Annotated in this window: 25 protein-coding genes; all 25 read left to right on the forward strand. The window is 64.9% G+C overall.

What is annotated here, in order from left to right; all coding sequences use genetic code 11:
• Positions 1–50 precede the first annotated feature (50 nt).
• Entirely contained in the window at positions 51–2165 is a 2115-nt protein-coding gene (gene fusA / locus IM776_RS03555; protein ID WP_194421672.1) for an elongation factor G, read from the forward strand.
• 153 nt (positions 2166–2318) lie between these two features.
• The gene (gene tuf, locus IM776_RS03560) at positions 2319–3509 is read left to right on the forward strand and encodes an elongation factor Tu (protein WP_194421673.1); all 1191 of its coding nucleotides are present in this window, start codon (positions 2319–2321) and stop codon (positions 3507–3509) included.
• Between the two features lie 85 nt (positions 3510–3594).
• On the forward strand, positions 3595–3864 hold the full coding sequence (locus IM776_RS03565; protein WP_323741050.1) for a hypothetical protein: 270 nt from the start codon (positions 3595–3597) through the stop codon (positions 3862–3864).
• A gap of 389 nt (positions 3865–4253) precedes the next feature.
• On the forward strand, positions 4254–4562 hold the full coding sequence (rpsJ, locus tag IM776_RS03570; protein WP_017201594.1) for a 30S ribosomal protein S10: 309 nt from the start codon (positions 4254–4256) through the stop codon (positions 4560–4562).
• An 8-nt stretch (positions 4563–4570) separates the two neighbouring features.
• Positions 4571–5230: a 50S ribosomal protein L3 gene (gene rplC / locus IM776_RS03575; RefSeq protein WP_144792563.1), complete on the forward strand. Its 660-nt coding sequence runs from the start codon at positions 4571–4573 to the stop codon at positions 5228–5230.
• Between the two features lie 3 nt (positions 5231–5233).
• On the forward strand, positions 5234–5896 hold the full coding sequence (rplD, locus tag IM776_RS03580) for a 50S ribosomal protein L4 (RefSeq protein WP_194421674.1): 663 nt from the start codon (positions 5234–5236) through the stop codon (positions 5894–5896).
• Entirely contained in the window at positions 5893–6216 is a 324-nt protein-coding gene (gene rplW / locus IM776_RS03585) for a 50S ribosomal protein L23 (protein WP_194421675.1), read from the forward strand. The genes rplD and rplW overlap by 4 nt, the downstream gene beginning before the upstream one ends.
• Positions 6217–6237: 21 nt before the next feature.
• Positions 6238–7077, forward strand: a complete 840-nt coding sequence (rplB, locus tag IM776_RS03590) for a 50S ribosomal protein L2 (RefSeq protein ID WP_194421676.1) — start codon at positions 6238–6240, stop codon at positions 7075–7077.
• 12 nt (positions 7078–7089) lie between these two features.
• On the forward strand, positions 7090–7371 hold the full coding sequence (gene rpsS / locus IM776_RS03595; RefSeq protein ID WP_120229702.1) for a 30S ribosomal protein S19: 282 nt from the start codon (positions 7090–7092) through the stop codon (positions 7369–7371).
• A gap of 25 nt (positions 7372–7396) precedes the next feature.
• Entirely contained in the window at positions 7397–7795 is a 399-nt protein-coding gene (gene rplV / locus IM776_RS03600) for a 50S ribosomal protein L22 (RefSeq protein WP_194421677.1), read from the forward strand.
• The gene (gene rpsC / locus IM776_RS03605; RefSeq protein ID WP_194421678.1) at positions 7795–8544 is read left to right on the forward strand and encodes a 30S ribosomal protein S3; all 750 of its coding nucleotides are present in this window, start codon (positions 7795–7797) and stop codon (positions 8542–8544) included. Before rplV ends, rpsC begins: the two co-directional genes overlap by 1 nt.
• On the forward strand, positions 8544–8963 hold the full coding sequence (gene rplP, locus IM776_RS03610) for a 50S ribosomal protein L16 (protein WP_144792547.1): 420 nt from the start codon (positions 8544–8546) through the stop codon (positions 8961–8963). Before rpsC ends, rplP begins: the two co-directional genes overlap by 1 nt.
• A complete protein-coding gene (rpmC, locus tag IM776_RS03615; protein WP_194421679.1) occupies positions 8963–9280 on the forward strand; it encodes a 50S ribosomal protein L29 in 318 nt (105 codons plus the stop codon). The genes rplP and rpmC overlap by 1 nt, the downstream gene beginning before the upstream one ends.
• A complete protein-coding gene (gene rpsQ, locus IM776_RS03620) occupies positions 9280–9588 on the forward strand; it encodes a 30S ribosomal protein S17 (RefSeq protein WP_036324786.1) in 309 nt (102 codons plus the stop codon). The genes rpmC and rpsQ overlap by 1 nt, the downstream gene beginning before the upstream one ends.
• Positions 9589–9615: 27 nt before the next feature.
• Positions 9616–9984, forward strand: coding sequence for a 50S ribosomal protein L14 (gene rplN / locus IM776_RS03625; protein ID WP_147037970.1), 369 nt, complete (start codon positions 9616–9618; stop codon positions 9982–9984).
• Positions 9985–9986: 2 nt separating this feature from the next.
• A complete protein-coding gene (rplX, locus tag IM776_RS03630; protein WP_147037969.1) occupies positions 9987–10346 on the forward strand; it encodes a 50S ribosomal protein L24 in 360 nt (119 codons plus the stop codon).
• Entirely contained in the window at positions 10346–10936 is a 591-nt protein-coding gene (gene rplE, locus IM776_RS03635; protein ID WP_194421680.1) for a 50S ribosomal protein L5, read from the forward strand. Before rplX ends, rplE begins: the two co-directional genes overlap by 1 nt.
• Positions 10937–11059: 123 nt before the next feature.
• Entirely contained in the window at positions 11060–11458 is a 399-nt protein-coding gene (rpsH, locus tag IM776_RS03640; protein WP_147037967.1) for a 30S ribosomal protein S8, read from the forward strand.
• A 5-nt stretch (positions 11459–11463) separates the two neighbouring features.
• Positions 11464–12000 carry a 50S ribosomal protein L6 gene (rplF, locus tag IM776_RS03645; RefSeq protein WP_194421681.1) on the forward strand — a complete coding sequence of 179 codons (537 nt, stop codon included), beginning with the start codon at positions 11464–11466 and terminating at the stop codon, positions 11998–12000.
• A 2-nt stretch (positions 12001–12002) separates the two neighbouring features.
• Positions 12003–12362 (forward strand): 50S ribosomal protein L18, encoded by a 360-nt coding sequence (gene rplR, locus IM776_RS03650; RefSeq protein WP_147037965.1) that lies wholly within the window; start codon positions 12003–12005, stop codon positions 12360–12362.
• Positions 12359–13075: a 30S ribosomal protein S5 gene (gene rpsE / locus IM776_RS03655; protein ID WP_194421682.1), complete on the forward strand. Its 717-nt coding sequence runs from the start codon at positions 12359–12361 to the stop codon at positions 13073–13075. The genes rplR and rpsE overlap by 4 nt, the downstream gene beginning before the upstream one ends.
• On the forward strand, positions 13075–13260 hold the full coding sequence (gene rpmD, locus IM776_RS03660) for a 50S ribosomal protein L30 (protein WP_017201575.1): 186 nt from the start codon (positions 13075–13077) through the stop codon (positions 13258–13260). Before rpsE ends, rpmD begins: the two co-directional genes overlap by 1 nt.
• On the forward strand, positions 13260–13910 hold the full coding sequence (rplO, locus tag IM776_RS03665; protein ID WP_194421683.1) for a 50S ribosomal protein L15: 651 nt from the start codon (positions 13260–13262) through the stop codon (positions 13908–13910). The genes rpmD and rplO overlap by 1 nt, the downstream gene beginning before the upstream one ends.
• Before the next feature lie 102 nt (positions 13911–14012).
• The gene (gene secY, locus IM776_RS03670; RefSeq protein WP_194421684.1) at positions 14013–15335 is read left to right on the forward strand and encodes a preprotein translocase subunit SecY; all 1323 of its coding nucleotides are present in this window, start codon (positions 14013–14015) and stop codon (positions 15333–15335) included.
• Positions 15332–15928, forward strand: a complete 597-nt coding sequence (locus IM776_RS03675; protein WP_194421685.1) for an adenylate kinase — start codon at positions 15332–15334, stop codon at positions 15926–15928. Before secY ends, IM776_RS03675 begins: the two co-directional genes overlap by 4 nt.

The raw sequence follows: 15928 nt of genomic DNA on the forward strand, positions 1-15928 counted from the left end.
GCACCCCACTCTCTTCGCAGTCTCACTGCTAGACAGAAAAGGACACTCCTGTGGCACAAGACGTGCTCACCGACCTGAGCAAGGTCCGCAACATCGGCATCATGGCGCACATCGATGCCGGCAAGACCACCACCACCGAGCGCATCCTGTTCTACACGGGCGTGAACCACAAGCTGGGCGAGACGCACGACGGCGCCTCGACCACCGACTGGATGGAGCAGGAGAAGGAGCGCGGCATCACGATCACGTCTGCCGCCGTGACCTGCTTCTGGAACAACAACCAGATCAACATCATCGACACCCCCGGTCACGTGGACTTCACGGTCGAGGTGGAGCGCTCGCTCCGCGTCCTCGACGGTGCAGTCGCCGTCTTCGACGGCAAGGAGGGCGTCGAGCCCCAGTCCGAGACCGTGTGGCGTCAGGCTGACAAGTACAACGTCCCGCGCATCTGCTTCGTCAACAAGATGGACAAGCTCGGCGCCGACTTCTACTTCACCGTCGACACCATCATCAAGCGTCTGGGCGCCAAGCCGCTCGTTCTGCAGCTGCCGATCGGTGCCGAGAACGACTTCGTCGGCGTCGTCGACCTCATCGAGATGCGCGCCCTGGTGTGGCCCGGTGACTCCAAGGGTGACGTGACGATGGGTGCCTCCTACGAGGTGCAGGAGATTCCTGCAGACCTCAAGGACAAGGCCGCCGAGTACCGCCAGCAGCTGCTGGAGACGGTCGCCGAGACCGACGACGCGCTGCTCGAGAAGTTCTTCGGCGGCGAGGAGCTCACGATCCCCGAGATCAAGGGCGCCATCCGCAAGATGGTCGTCGGCAACGAGATCTACCCGGTCCTGTGCGGCTCGGCGTTCAAGAACCGCGGCGTGCAGCCGATGCTGGATGCCGTCGTCGACTACCTCCCCAACCCCCTCGACGTCGGTGCCATCGAGGCGCACGACCCCAAGGACGAGGAGAAGGTCATCGAGCGTCGTCCCGACGCCAACGACCCGTTCTCGGCTCTCGCGTTCAAGGTCGCCGTGCACCCGTTCTTCGGTCGCCTGACCTACGTGCGCGTGTACTCGGGTCACCTCGACTCGGGTTCCGCCGTGGTCAACTCGACCAAAGGCAAGAAGGAGCGCATCGGGAAGATCTTCCAGATGCACGCCAACAAGGAGAACCCGGTCGACTCGCTCACCGCGGGCAACATCTACGCCGTCATCGGCCTGAAGGACACCACCACCGGTGACACCCTCGCCGACCCGGCCGCCCCGGTCGTCCTCGAGTCGATGACGTTCCCGGAGCCGGTGATCGAGGTCGCCATCGAGCCGAAGACCAAGGCCGACCAGGAGAAGCTGGGTCTCGCGATCCAGAAGCTCGCTGAGGAGGACCCGACCTTCCGCACGGAGCTCAACCCCGAGACCGGTCAGACGACCATCAAGGGCATGGGCGAACTGCACCTCGACATCCTCGTCGACCGCATGAAGCGCGAGTTCCGCGTCGAGGCGAACGTCGGCAAGCCCCAGGTGGCCTACCGCGAGACGATCAAGAAGGCCGTCGAGAAGCACGACTACACCCACAAGAAGCAGACGGGTGGTTCTGGACAGTTCGCGAAGATCCAGTTCAACATCGAGCCGCTCGAGGTCACGGCCGACAAGACGTACGAGTTCGTCAACTCGGTCACCGGTGGTCGTATCCCGCGTGAGTACATCGGCTCGATCGATGCCGGCTTCCAGGACGCGATGAACGTCGGCGTGCTCGCCGGCTACCCGATGGTGGGCGTCAAGGCGACCATCGTCGACGGTGCGGCGCACGACGTCGACTCGTCGGAGATGGCGTTCAAGATCGCCGGCTCGATGGGCTTCAAGGAGGCCGCGCGCCGTGCGAACCCCGTGCTGCTCGAGCCGCTGATGGCCGTCGAGGTGCGTACGCCCGAGGAGTACATGGGCGACGTCATCGGCGACCTGAACTCGCGTCGTGGACAGATCCAGTCGATGGAGGATGCCACCGGCATCAAGATCGTCCGGGCTTCTGTTCCGCTGTCCGAGATGTTCGGCTACATCGGCGATCTGCGCTCGAAGACCTCTGGTCGCGCGGTGTACTCGATGGAGTTCGACTCGTACTCCGAGGTCCCCAGGGCCGTCGCAGACGAGATCATCCAGAAGACCAAGGGCGAGTAAGCCCTGAGCCCGACCGGCCCCTTCGCGGGGGCCGGTCGGACAACACACAACTTCACAAAGCCCTCTCTACTAAACTGAGAATCAAACCCCGTAGAGAACCGGTCACAATCCAGTGCCCGGCAATCTCTACACGAACGTCCTGAGGAGGACCCAGTGGCCAAGGCCAAGTTCGAGCGGACCAAGCCGCACGTGAACATCGGAACGATCGGTCACGTTGACCACGGCAAGACGACGCTGTCCGCAGCCATCTCCAAGGTGCTCGCTGACAAGTACCCGTCGGACACCAACGTGCAGCGTGACTTCGCTTCCATCGACTCGGCGCCGGAAGAGCGCCAGCGTGGTATCACGATCAACATCTCGCACATCGAGTACGAGACCCCCAAGCGCCACTACGCGCACGTTGACGCTCCGGGTCACGCCGACTACGTCAAGAACATGATCACCGGTGCTGCTCAGATGGACGGCGCCATCCTCGTGGTCGCCGCCACCGACGGCCCGATGGCTCAGACCCGTGAGCACGTTCTGCTCGCCAAGCAGGTCGGCGTTCCGTACCTGCTCGTCGCGCTGAACAAGTCCGACATGGTCGACGACGAGGAGATCCTGGAGCTCGTCGAGCTCGAGGTCCGCGAGCTGCTCGCAGGCCAGGGCTTCGACGAGGACGCTCCTGTCGTCAAGGTCTCGGCGCTGAAGGCGCTCGAGGGCGAAGAGAAGTGGGTCGACGCGATCCTCGAGCTCATGCAGGCTGTCGACGACAGCGTTCCGGACCCGGAGCGTGACCGCGACAAGCCGTTCCTCATGCCGATCGAGGACGTCTTCACCATCACCGGTCGTGGAACGGTCGTCACCGGCCGCGCCGAGCGTGGAACCCTCGCCATCAACTCCGAGGTCGAGATCGTCGGCATCCGCCCGACGCAGAAGACCACGGTCACCGGTATCGAGATGTTCCACAAGCAGCTCGACGAGGCATGGGCCGGCGAGAACTGTGGTCTGCTGCTTCGCGGTCTCAAGCGTGAGGACGTCGAGCGCGGCCAGGTCGTCGTGAAGCCGGGTTCGGTTACCCCGCACACGAACTTCGAGGGCACCGCGTACATCCTGTCCAAGGACGAGGGTGGCCGCCACAACCCGTTCTACACGAACTACCGCCCGCAGTTCTACTTCCGCACCACCGACGTCACCGGCGTCATCTCGCTGCCCGAGGGCACCGAGATGGTCATGCCCGGCGACACCACCGACATGACGGTCGAGCTGATCCAGCCGATCGCCATGGAGGAGGGCCTCGGCTTCGCCATCCGTGAGGGTGGACGCACCGTCGGCGCCGGTACGGTCACGAAGATCATCAAGTAAGTTCGCTTACTCCTCAGCGGGGTCGGGCCTTCGGGTCCGGCCCCGCTGTCGTCGTCCGTGGACTCTTCCATCCCGTGGCATCCGCATGCACAATGAGAGGGCTGCGGGGATTCCCGCCGGCATCGGCTTCGAAGGGATTCTCATGGGTATGGACGACATGGTGAACAAGGGCAAGGACCTGTACGAGCAGAACAAGGACAAGCTCGCCGAGGCCGTCAAGAGCGAACAGGCCGAGGACGTCAGCGACAAGGTGCTCGACGGCGTCGCGGACTTCGCGAAGAAGATCGCCCCCGGAGCGTCCGAGAAGATCGACGAGATCCGCGAGGCGGCCGACAAGTCGATCGGCAACGAGTAACGATTCAGCTTCCAGGCGGTGCACCTCCGGGTGCGCCGCCTTGGTTGTGTTCGCGCGGGATCGAGGCGCGACACGCCCGGGTTTGCGTAAGTGAAATCCGGCATGGCAGAATAGACAGGTTCCACATTCCGGCGGTGCGCTGAGCGTCCACCGGATCACTGCCAGGGCAGTGCATAGACGGCATCCATTCTCCCGAAGAAGCGGATGCAGGGTTCTAGGCCGCGGGCAGCAGAACATCACCACCTCCACCAGGAGGTTCTGCCGTGCGCTGAGAGGCGTGCGGGCTGACAGATGAAGAGTGCCTGGCGTGAACAGCGCCGACGTGCGTCCAATGCCCCTGGGTCACCCGATCCAGGACGGTAAGACGCCTTAAAGAGAGTGAGCAGACAATGGCGGGACAGAAGATCCGCATTCGCCTGAAGTCGTATGACCACGAGGTCATCGACACGTCGGCGCGCAAGATCGTCGACACCGTGACCCGTGCGGGCGCGACTGTCGTCGGACCCGTGCCGCTTCCGACCGAGAAGAACGTCGTGTGCGTCATCCGGTCGCCCCACAAGTACAAGGACAGCCGCGAGCACTTCGAGATGCGCACCCACAAGCGTCTGATCGACATCGTCGACCCGACGCCGAAGGCCGTCGACTCGCTGATGCGTCTCGACCTCCCGGCCGACGTCAACATCGAGATCAAGCTCTGAGGATCGAAATGGCTGACATCAACGCAAAGATTTCCAAGGGAATGCTGGGCACCAAGCTCGGCATGACCCAGGTGTGGAACGCGGACGGCAAGCTCGTCCCCGTCACCGTCATCGAGCTGGCACCCAACGTGGTCACTCAGGTCCGCACGCCCGAGAAGGACGGCTACAACGCCGTTCAGATCGCGGCCGGCCAGATCGACCCCCGCAAGGTGAACAAGCCCCTCACCGCCCACTTCGAGGCAGCCGGCGTCACGCCGCGCCGTCACGTCACCGAGATCCGCACCGCGGATGCTGCTGACTACTCACTCGGTCAGGAGATCACGGTGGACGGCCTCTTCGAGGCGGGGCAGCTGGTCGACGTCGTCGGCACCAGCAAGGGCAAGGGCACCGCGGGTGTCATGAAGCGCCACAACTTCAAGGGCGTTTCGGCATCGCACGGTGCACACCGCAACCACCGCAAGCCCGGTTCGATCGGCGCATCGTCGACCCCGAGCCGCGTCTTCAAGGGCATGCGCATGGCCGGCCGTATGGGTGGCGAGCGCGTGACCGTCCTCAACCTGACGGTGCACGGCATCGACGCCGAGAAGGGTCTGCTGCTCGTCAAGGGCGCCGTCCCCGGTGCTCGTGGCCGCGTCGTCTACGTCCGCAACGCAGTGAAGGGGGCCTAGTCCATGGCTGACTCGACTCTCGCGCTCGACGTCCTCAAGGCCGACGGCAAGAAGGCAGGCTCCATCGAGCTGCCCGCCGCGCTCTTCGACGTCAAGACGAACATTCCGCTCATCCACCAGGTCGTCGTCGCGCAGCGCGCGGCGGCACGCCAGGGCACGCACTCGACCAAGCGTCGTGGCGAGGTCTCCGGTGCCGGCCGCAAGCCTTTCAAGCAGAAGGGCACGGGTAACGCCCGTCAGGGCTCGATCCGCGCGCCGCACATGACCGGCGGTGGCATCGTCCACGGCCCGAAGCCGCGTGACTACTCGCAGCGCACCCCCAAGAAGATGATCGCCGCCGCCCTCCTGGGTTCGCTGAGCGACCGCTTCCGCGGTGACCGTCTGCACGCCATCGAGTCCTTCGGCATCGACGGAGCGCCCTCGACGAAGGCCGCCGCGAAGTTCCTCGCGACCGTCGCCACGTCGAAGAACGTTCTGGTCGTGACCGAGCGCAACGACGAGCTGACCACCAAGAGCATTCGTAACCTCTCGAACCTCCACGTGATCAGCTTCGACCAGCTCAACGCCTACGACGTGCTCGTCTCCGACGACATCGTCTTCACCAAGGCCGCTCTCGAGGGCTTCATCGCCTCCAAGACCGGCGCAACCGAGGAGGTCTCGGCATGACCGAGCAGAACGGCGCCCTCCAGACGGCGTTCAACAAGGACCCCCGCGACGTCATCCTGAAGCCGGTCGTCTCTGAGAAGAGCTACTCGCTGATCGACGAAGGCAAGTACACCTTCCTCGTCGACCCGCGCGCTTCGAAGACCGAGATCAAGCTCGCCATCGAGAAGATCTTCGATGTCAAGGTCGCGTCGGTCAACACGATCAACCGCGTCGGCAAGGCCCGTCGCACCCGCTTCGGCACGGGAAAGCGCAAGGACACCAAGCGCGCCATCGTGACCCTGAAGTCGGGCACCATCGACATCTTCACGGCAATCGGCTGATCCGGGGGATAAAGGACAATCATGGCTATTCGCAAGTACAAGCCCACGACCCCGGGTCGCCGTGGCTCGTCGGTGGCTGACTTCGCCGAGATCACTCGATCGACGCCGGAGAAGTCGCTGCTGCGCCCGCTCTCGAAGACCGGTGGTCGCAACAACCAGGGCCGCATCACGACCCGTCACATCGGTGGTGGCCACAAGCGCCAGTACCGCGTCATCGACTTCCGTCGCAATGACAAGGACGGCGTCAACGCCAAGGTCGCTCACATCGAGTACGACCCCAACCGCACCGCGCGCATCGCGCTGCTGCACTACTTCGACGGCGAGAAGCGCTACATCCTCGCCCCGAACAAGCTGAAGCAGGGCGACGTCATCGAGAACGGTGCGTCGGCTGACATCAAGCCCGGCAACAACCTGCCGCTGAAGAACATCCCCACCGGTACGGTGATCCACGCGATCGAGCTCCGTCCCGGCGGCGGTGCCAAGCTGGCTCGCTCTGCCGGAGCATCCGTTCGTCTCGTCGCCAAGGACGGCCCCTACGCGCAGCTCCGTCTGCCCTCGGGTGAGATCCGCAACGTCGACGCACGCTGCCGCGCCACGATCGGCGAGGTCGGCAACGCCGAGCAGTCGAACATCAACTGGGGCAAGGCCGGCCGCAACCGCTGGAAGGGCATCCGCCCGACCGTCCGCGGTGTCGCGATGAACCCGGTCGACCACCCGCACGGTGGTGGTGAGGGCAAGACGTCCGGTGGTCGTCACCCCGTCACCCCCTGGGGCCAGGCTGAGGGTCGTACCCGTCACGCCAACAAGGAAAGCGACAAGTACATCGTGCGTCGTCGCACCGCCGGCAAGAAGCGCAAGTAGGAGTAGAAGAAGATGCCACGGAGTCTCAAGAAGGGCCCCTTCGTCGACGAGCACCTGCTTCGCAAGGTCGTCGTGCAGAACGAAGCCGGTACCAAGAACGTCATCAAGACCTGGTCCCGTCGGTCCATGATCATCCCGGCCATGCTGGGTCACACGATCGCGGTCCACGACGGTCGCAAGCACATCCCTGTGTTTGTCACCGAGACCATGGTCGGTCACAAGCTGGGCGAGTTCGCGCCCACCCGCACCTTCCGCGGCCACGAGAAGGACGACAAGAAGGGCCGTCGCCGCTGACGCGGGGACGATAGAGGAGAGAGAAATGGTGGAGTCCATCGCACGCGTGCGACACATCCGCGTGACCCCTCAGAAGGCTCGTCGTGTCGTCGCGCTCATCAAGGGCAAGCAGGCCCAGGAAGCTCTGGCGATCCTCAAGTTCGCCCCGCAGAGCGCCAGTGAGCCGATCTACAAGCTTGTCGCGTCGGCCATCGCCAACGCGCAGGTGAAGGCGGATCGCGACGGCGAGTACCTCGACGAGCAGGACCTGTACGTGGCCAACGCGTACGTCGACGAGGGCACGACGCTCAAGCGTTTCCGCCCCCGCGCTCAGGGTCGCGCTTTCCAGATCAAGAAGCGCACGAGCCACATCACGGTCGTGCTCTCGACGCCGGAGGTCGCTGCCGCGGCCGAGGGCGACAGCAAGAAGAAGGCGAGCAAGTAATGGGCCAGAAAGTAAACCCGTACGGCTTCCGCCTCGGAATCACCACGGACCACGTGTCCCGTTGGTTCTCGGACTCGACGAAGCCGGGCCAGCGTTACGCCGACTACGTGGCCGAGGACGTCAAGATCCGCAACCTGCTGAAGACGCAGCTCGACCGCGCCGGTGTATCGAACATCGAGATCGAGCGCACCCGTGACCGCGTCCGCGTCGACATCCACACCGCCCGTCCGGGCATCGTGATCGGTCGTCGTGGTGCCGAGGCCGAGCGCATCCGCGGCGACCTCGAGAAGCTCACCGGCAAGCAGATCCAGCTGAACATCCTCGAGGTCAAGAACCCCGAGGCCGACGCTCAGCTCGTCGCGCAGGGCATCGCCGAGCAGCTCTCTGCTCGTGTGGCGTTCCGCCGTGCGATGCGCAAGGGTCTGCAGGGCGCACAGCGCGCCGGCGCCAAGGGCATCCGCATTCAGGTCTCCGGCCGCCTCGGCGGCGCGGAGATGAGCCGCTCGGAGTTCTACCGCGAGGGTCGTGTGCCGCTGCACACGCTGCGCGCGAACATCGACTACGGCTTCTACGAGGCGAAGACCACCTTCGGCCGCATCGGCGTGAAGGTCTGGATCTACAAGGGCGACCTCACCAACAAGGAGCTCGCTCGCGAGCAGGCCAACCAGAAGCCTTCGCGCGACCGTGGCGGCGACCGCCGTCGTGGCCCGCGCAACGAGGCACCTGTTGCAGAAGGAGCGTCGGCATAATGCTCATCCCCCGTAAGGTCAAGTTCCGCAAGCAGCACCACCCGGGTCGCTCGGGTCAGGCTACCGGCGGCACGAAGGTCTCCTTCGGCGAGTACGGCATCCAGGCCCTCACCCCCGCTTACGTGACCAACCGTCAGATCGAGGCAGCTCGTATCGCGATGACGCGTCACATCAAGCGCGGCGGAAAGGTGTGGATCAACATCTACCCCGACCGTCCGCTCACGAAGAAGCCTGCCGAGACCCGCATGGGTTCCGGTAAGGGTTCCCCCGAGTGGTGGGTCGCAAACGTCAAGCCGGGTCGCGTCCTCTTCGAGGTCGCAGGTGTCAGCGAGGAACTCGCTCGCGAAGCACTGACCCGAGCCATTCACAAGCTGCCTCTCAAGGCACGCATCATCAAGCGCGAGGAGGGCGACGCGTAATGGCGATCGGCACCAAGGAGCTCGCTCCGGCAGAGCTCGACACGTTCGAAGACCAGCGCCTCGTTGAGGAGCTGCGCAAGGCCAAGGAGGAGCTGTTCAACCTCCGTTTCCAGTCGGCCACCGGCCAGCTGGAGAGCCACGGCCGCATCCGCGCCGTCAAGCGCGACATCGCTCGCCTCTACACGGTGATCCGCGAGCGCGAGCTGGGCATCCGTGCGACGCCGGCTCCGGTCGAGGCGCCGGCGAAGAAGGCGACCAAGTCGAAGGCGAAGAAGACCGAGGACTCCTCGTCTGACGCCGAAGGGAAGGCTGAGTAATGGCCACCAAGAAGGAAGCGGAAGCTCCCGTCTCGCACGACGTGCGTGACGAGAACGCTCGCGGTTACCGCAAGACGCAGCGTGGTTACGTCGTCAGCGACAAGATGGACAAGACCATCGTCGTCGAGGTCGAGGACCGCGTGAAGCACCCCCTGTACGGCAAGGTCATCCGCCGCACGGAGAAGCGCAAGGTGCACGACGAGACGAACTCGGCGGGCATCGGCGACCTCGTCGTCATCAGTGAGACTCGCCCGCTGAGCGCCACCAAGCGCTGGCGTCTGGTCGAGATCGTCGAGAAGGCCAAGTAAGCCTCCGGCTTACTTCAAGGAGTAATAGTGATTCAGCAGGAATCCCGCCTCAAGGTCGCCGACAACACCGGCGCGAAGGAGCTGCTCACGATCCGCGTTCTCGGTGGTTCCCGCCGTCGTTACGCAGGTCTGGGTGACACCATCGTCGCCACCGTCAAGGACGCGATCCCCGGCGGCAACGTGAAGAAGGGCGATGTCGTCAAGGCGGTCATCGTCCGCACGAAGAAGTCCGTCCGTCGTCCGGACGGCTCGTACATCAAGTTCGACGAGAACGCCGCCGTCATCCTGAAGAACGACGGGGAGCCCCGCGGCACCCGCATCTTCGGACCGGTCGGTCGTGAGCTTCGTGACAAGAAGTTCATGAAGATCGTCTCGCTCGCCCCGGAGGTTATCTGATCATGGCGAACATCAAGAAGGGTGACCTGGTTCAGGTCATCTCGGGCGCCAAGCCCGAGCGTGGCGGCGACCGCGGCAAGCAGGGCAAGGTCCTCGAGGTCCTTTCCGAGCAGAACCGCGTCATCGTCGAGGGCGTGAACTACATCACCAAGCACACCCGCGTCGGCCAGACGCAGCGTGGCACCAAGACGGGCGGCATCGAGACTCTCGAGGCTCCCATCCACATCTCGAACGTCGCACTCGTCGACCCCGAGACCAAGAAGCCGACCCGCGTCGGCCGCCGGGTCGAGGAGCAGACCAAGGACGGCGTCAAGCGCACCGTCCGCGTGCGTTACGCGAAGAAGTCAGGTAAGGACCTCTGATGAGCACCGACACTGCCGCGCCGGCTGGCAAGATCCAGCCGCGCCTGAAGCAGAAGTACAAGGCCGAGATCCAGCAGAAGCTGCGGGACGAGTTCGGCTACGAGAACGTGATGCAGATCCCCGGCCTCGTCAAGGTCGTCGTCAACACCGGTGTCGGTGAGGCGGCTCGCGACAGCAAGGTGATCGATGGCGCGGTCGACGACCTCACCAAGATCACCGGCCAGAAGCCGATCGTCACCAAGGCCCGCAAGTCCATCGCGCAGTTCAAGCTGCGCGAGGGTCAGGCCATCGGTGCGCACGTCACCCTCCGCGGTGACCGCGCGTGGGAGTTCGTCGACCGTCTGGTCTCGCTCGCCCTGCCCCGCATCCGCGACTTCCGCGGCCTGTCGGCCAAGCAGTTCGACGGCCACGGCAACTACACCTTCGGTCTCCAGGAGCAGAGCGTGTTCCACGAGATCGATCAGGACAAGATCGACCGCGTTCGCGGCTTCGACATCACCGTCGTCACCTCGGCGAAGACGGACGACGAGGGCCGGGCTCTGCTCCGCCACCTCGGCTTCCCGTTCCAGTCGGAGGACGCCAAGGCGTGACACCCAGGACCCCTGCCCGTCGGGCGGGGGTCCCGTGTGCGCTTACAATTGAAGATTGCGACTCATCGAAGGTCGTCTGTCGTGTAACGGCAGCCGAAACCTCATGAACAAAGGAAAACAACCATGACAATGACAGACCCGGTCGCAGACTTGCTGACCCGTCTGCGCAACGCGAACTCGGCACACCACGAATCCGTGTCCCTGCCGTCGAGCAAGCTCAAGACCCACATCGCCGAGATCCTCCAGCAGGAGGGCTACATCTCAGGCTTCGAGGTCACCGACGCACGCGTCGGCCAGAACCTCACCCTCACGCTGAAGTACGGCCCCAACCGGGAGCGTTCGATCGCGGGTATCAAGCGCGTGTCGAAGCCCGGCCTTCGCGTGTACGCGAAGTCCACGGAGCTCCCCAAGGTCCTCGGTGGCCTCGGCGTGGCCATCCTGTCCACTTCCTCCGGTCTTCTCACGGATCGTCAGGCTGAGCAGAAGGGCGTGGGCGGAGAAGTTCTCGCCTACGTGTGGTAATCGAAATGTCGCGTATTGGACGACTTCCCATCGAGATCCCCGCGGGTGTGACCGTTTCGGTCGACGGCCGCGAGGTCGCGGTGAAGGGCCCCAAGGGTGAGCTCACCCTGAACGTGGCCAAGCCCATCGAGGTCGCGGTCGAGGACAACCAGGTGGTTGTCTCCCGTCCCGACGAAGAGCGCGAGTCGCGGTCGCTTCACGGCCTGACCCGCACGCTCATCAACAACAACATCATCGGCGTCACCCAGGGGTACACCAAGGGCCTCGAGGTCGTCGGAACCGGTTACCGCGTGCAGCAGAAGGGCGGCTCGGTCGAGTTCGCCCTCGGCTTCTCGCACCCGGTCCTGATCGACCCGCCCGCGGGCATCACCCTGACGGTCGAGGGCACCAACAAGCTCACCGTGAGTGGCATCGACAAGCAGGCTGTCGGTGAGGCAGCTGCCAACATCCGCAAGATCCGCAAGCCCGAGCCGTACAAGGGCAAGGGCGTGCGCTACGCCGGCGAGAACGTGCGTCGCAAGGCCGGAAAGAGTGGTAAGTAACCATGGCTCTCAAGTCAAAGTCTGACGCCCGCGCGCGTCGTCACAGCCGCCTTCGCAAGAAGATCGTCGGCACCGAGGTGCGTCCGCGTCTCGTCGTCAACCGTTCGGCCCGCCACGTCTTCGTCCAGCTGGTCGATGACAGCAAGGGCCGTACCGTCGCCTCGGCGTCCACGCTCGAGACCGAGCTGCGTTCGTTCGACGGTGACAAGACCGCCAAGGCCCGCAAGGTCGGCGAGCTCGTCGCCGAGCGTGCGAAGGCCGCCGGTGTCACCGAGGTCGTATTCGACCGCGGTGGCAACCGCTACGCCGGTCGCGTCGCGGCCATCGCCGATGGCGCCCGCGAAGGGGGGCTGGCACTGTGAGTGACAACAAGGAGAACGAAGTGACCGAAACGGCTGCTGCCGCGCAGGAGACGGCCGCTGTCGTCTCCGAGACGGCTGCCGGCACGACTCAGGCAGAGCCCGCACGCGAAGGCCGCCGCGGCGGTCGTGACCGCAACCAGGGTGGCCGTGACCGCAACTCGCGCGATCGTGGTGACAACCAGTTCCTGGAGCGCGTCGTCACCATCAACCGCGTCTCGAAGGTCGTGAAGGGTGGACGCCGGTTCAGCTTCACCGCTCTCGTGGTCGTCGGTGACGGCAACGGTCTGGTCGGCGTCGGATACGGCAAGGCCCGTGAGGTGCCCCTGGCCATCTCGAAGGGCGTCGAAGAGGCCAAGCGGAACTTCTTCCGCGTGCCCCGCGTCGGCACCACGATCCCGCACCCGGTGCAGGGCGAGGCCGCTGCCGGTGTCGTGCTGCTGCGTCCGGCTGCCGCCGGTACCGGTGTCATCGCCGGTGGTCCGGTCCGCGCCGTGCTCGAGTGCGCCGGTGTCCACGATGTGCTGTCGAAGTCGCTCGGCTCGTCGAACACGATCAACATCGTGCACGCGACGGTTGCCGCGCTGCAGAGCCTCGAGGAGCCTCGCGCCGTCGCGGCCCGTCGTGGCCTCGACTACGACGCCGTCGTCCCGGGCATCATCATCCGCAATGAGGCCAAGGCCGCTGCGGCGGCTGCTGCAAAGGTAGGTGCCTGATGGCCGCCCGTCTGAAGGTGACCCAGATCAAGTCCAAGGTGAGCGAGAAGCAGAACCAGCGTGACACGCTGCGCAGCCTCGGTCTGAAGCGCATCGGTGACACCACCGTTCGCCCCGACGACGCGCAGACGCGCGGCTACGTCAAGACCGTCGCACACCTCGTCAAGGTTGAGGAGATCGACTAATGGCTGAGAAGAACGACGCCGTCGAGGAAAAGGCCGCCAAGGCCCCCGCCAAGAAGGCTGCCGCTCCCAAGGCTGCGGCTGAGAAGAAGCCCGCTGCGAAGAAGGCGCCTGCCAAGGCCGCTGCCGACGCGAAGGCACCCAAGGCTGAGGCTGCTGCCAAGAAGCCTGCTGCGAAGAAGGCCGCTCCGAAGGCGGATGCTCCGGCGTCCCGCCCCGGGGTCCTCAAGGTCCACCACCTGCGTCCCGTCCCGGGTGCCAACACCGCGAAGACCCGTGTCGGTCGCGGTGAGGGCTCGAAGGGCAAGACCGCCGGTCGCGGCACCAAGGGCACCAAGGCCCGCAACACCGTTCGGGTCGGCTTCGAGGGTGGGCAGATGCCTCTGCACATGCGCACTCCGAAGCTGCGCGGGTTCAAGAACCCGTTCCGCGTCGAGTACCAGGTCGTGAACCTGGAGAAGCTCGCGGAGCTGTACCCGAAGGGCGGCGATGTCACCGTCAGCGATCTGGTCGCCAAGGGCGCCGTTCGCAAGAACGAGAAGGTCAAGGTTCTCGGAAACGGCGACATCGACGTGAAGCTCACCGTCTCGGTCGACAAGGTCTCGGGTTCTGCCGAGCAGAAGATCGTGGCCGCGGGCGGTTCCGTCAAGTAACCACGTCAGAGAGGGGTCGGAGATTCTCCGGCCCCTCTCTGCGTTACGCTGGTCTTTCGGCCGCCCGCTGCGGACCGGCTACCCTTTTCTGGAGGAACGCCCTTGTTTAGCGCTATCGCGCGGATCTTCCGCACCCCCGACCTGCGTCGGAAGATCGGTTTCACGCTGGCGATCATCGCCATCTACCGGCTCGGCTCCCACGTTCCGGCTCCGTTCGTGCACTTCCCGAACGTCGAGGAGTGTCTGCGTCTGAATGCAGGCACCGAAGGACTGCTGAGTCTGGTCAACCTGTTCTCGGGCGGCGCGCTGCTGCAGCTGTCGATCTTCGCCCTGGGTGTCATGCCCTACATCACGGCGACGATCATCACCCAGCTGCTGCGCGTGGTCATCCCGCACTTCGAGGCGCTGCACAAGGAAGGCCAGGCCGGCCAGGCCAGGCTGACCCAGTACACCCGCTACCTCACGATCGCGCTTGCACTGCTGCAGTCGACGACCCTCGTGACGGTGGCGCGCAGCGGTCAGCTGTTCGGCACCACCGACATCGCCGCCTGCCAGCAGCTGCTGACGAACGACGTGTGGTGGGCGCAGCTGCTCATCATCATCGCGATGACCGCCGGCACCGGGCTCATCATGTGGTTCGCCGAGCTCGTCACCGAGCGGGGTATCGGCAACGGCATGTCGCTGCTCATCTTCACCTCGATCGCCGCGACCTTCCCCTCGGCCATGTGGACGATCTTCGAGACCAACGGGTTCGAGGTCTTCCTGCTGGTGCTCGCGATCGGCGTCGTCGTCACAGGGCTCGTCGTGTTCGTCGAACAGTCGCAGCGGCGCATCCCCGTGCAGTACGCCAAGCGCATGGTCGGCCGGCGCACCTACGGCGGCACGAACACGTACATCCCGATCAAGGTGAACATGGCGGGCGTGATCCCGATCATCTTCGCGTCGTCGCTGCTGTACATCCCGATGCTCATCGCGCAGTTCAACACCCCCCAGGACGGCTCTGAGCCGGCCGCGTGGGTCGTGTGGGTCTCGCAGTACTTCACCACGGGCGACCACCCGCTCTACATGGCGGCGTACTTCCTGCTGATCATCGGCTTCACCTACTTCTACGTCGCGATCACGTTCAACCCTGTCGAGGTCGCCGACAACATGAAGAAGTACGGCGGGTTCATCCCCGGTATCCGCGCGGGGCGTCCGACGGCCGAGTACCTCGACTTCGTGCTCACCCGCATCACGTTCCCCGGATCGATCTACCTGGGTCTGATCGCGCTGATCCCGCTGATCGCACTTGCGACCGTCAACGCCAACCAGAACTTCCCGTTCGGCGGCGCGTCGATCCTCATCATCGTCGGCGTGGGTCTCGAGACGGTCAAGCAGATCGACGCACAGCTCCAGCAGCGCCACTACGAAGGGCTTCTCCGTTGACAGCATCCGCACGACTTCTCATCGTCGGCCCGCAGGGCTCGGGCAAGGGCACGCAGGGCGTGCGCATCGCCGAGGCCTTCGGCATCCCGGTCGTCTCGACCGGTGACATCTTCCGCGCCAACATCAAGGGCGGAACCGAGCTCGGGCAGCAAGTGACGGCGATCCTCGATCGCGGAGATCTCGTCCCGGACGAGCTGACGGGCGAGATCGTGCGCGACCGGCTGTCGCAGGACGACGCCGCGAATGGCTTCCTGCTGGACGGCTACCCCCGCAACGCCGCGCAGGTCGGGCACCTCGAAGAGTTCCTCACCGCACGCGGTGAGGCGCTGGATGCCGTCATCCAGCTGGATGTCCCTCGGGATGAGAGCATCGCGCGACTGAAGCTGCGCGCGGACGAGCAGGGCCGTTCGGACGACACCGAAGAGGCCATCGCGCACCGCCTCGACATCTACGAGAACGAGACCGCACCGATCCTCGCCGTCTACGGCGAGCGCGGCATCGTCGACCGGATCGACGGTGTCGGCTCGCTCGACGAGATCACCGAGCGCATCATGTCGGCGCTGCGCGCGCGTGGCCTGACGCTCGCGGCCTGA

Source organism: Microbacterium abyssi (assembly GCF_015277895.1).
Lineage (GTDB): Bacteria > Actinomycetota > Actinomycetes > Actinomycetales > Microbacteriaceae > Microbacterium > Microbacterium abyssi.

Bases quoted from the DNA above. Each gene is read 5' to 3' on its own strand.
- rplD (WP_194421674.1), top strand. From the start codon at position 5,234: ATGGCTGACTCGACTCTCGCGCTCGACGTCCTCAAGGCCGACGGCAAG.
- rplC (WP_144792563.1), top strand. From the start codon at position 4,571: ATGGCTGACATCAACGCAAAGATTTCCAAGGGAATGCTGGGCACCAAG.
- rplE (WP_194421680.1), top strand. From the start codon at position 10,346: ATGAGCACCGACACTGCCGCGCCGGCTGGCAAGATCCAGCCGCGCCTG.
- IM776_RS03565 (WP_323741050.1), top strand. From the start codon at position 3,595: ATGCACAATGAGAGGGCTGCGGGGATTCCCGCCGGCATCGGCTTCGAA.
- rplR (WP_147037965.1), top strand. From the start codon at position 12,003: ATGGCTCTCAAGTCAAAGTCTGACGCCCGCGCGCGTCGTCACAGCCGC.
- rpsJ (WP_017201594.1), top strand. From the start codon at position 4,254: ATGGCGGGACAGAAGATCCGCATTCGCCTGAAGTCGTATGACCACGAG.
- rplV (WP_194421677.1), top strand. From the start codon at position 7,397: ATGGTGGAGTCCATCGCACGCGTGCGACACATCCGCGTGACCCCTCAG.
- rplO (WP_194421683.1), top strand. From the start codon at position 13,260: ATGGCTGAGAAGAACGACGCCGTCGAGGAAAAGGCCGCCAAGGCCCCC.
- rplF (WP_194421681.1), top strand. From the start codon at position 11,464: ATGTCGCGTATTGGACGACTTCCCATCGAGATCCCCGCGGGTGTGACC.
- rpmD (WP_017201575.1), top strand. From the start codon at position 13,075: ATGGCCGCCCGTCTGAAGGTGACCCAGATCAAGTCCAAGGTGAGCGAG.
- rpsC (WP_194421678.1), top strand. From the start codon at position 7,795: ATGGGCCAGAAAGTAAACCCGTACGGCTTCCGCCTCGGAATCACCACG.
- rpsS (WP_120229702.1), top strand. From the start codon at position 7,090: ATGCCACGGAGTCTCAAGAAGGGCCCCTTCGTCGACGAGCACCTGCTT.
- rpmC (WP_194421679.1), top strand. From the start codon at position 8,963: ATGGCGATCGGCACCAAGGAGCTCGCTCCGGCAGAGCTCGACACGTTC.
- rpsH (WP_147037967.1), top strand. From the start codon at position 11,060: ATGACAATGACAGACCCGGTCGCAGACTTGCTGACCCGTCTGCGCAAC.
- rplP (WP_144792547.1), top strand. From the start codon at position 8,544: ATGCTCATCCCCCGTAAGGTCAAGTTCCGCAAGCAGCACCACCCGGGT.
- rplW (WP_194421675.1), top strand. From the start codon at position 5,893: ATGACCGAGCAGAACGGCGCCCTCCAGACGGCGTTCAACAAGGACCCC.
- rplB (WP_194421676.1), top strand. From the start codon at position 6,238: ATGGCTATTCGCAAGTACAAGCCCACGACCCCGGGTCGCCGTGGCTCG.
- rpsQ (WP_036324786.1), top strand. From the start codon at position 9,280: ATGGCCACCAAGAAGGAAGCGGAAGCTCCCGTCTCGCACGACGTGCGT.
- rplX (WP_147037969.1), top strand. From the start codon at position 9,987: ATGGCGAACATCAAGAAGGGTGACCTGGTTCAGGTCATCTCGGGCGCC.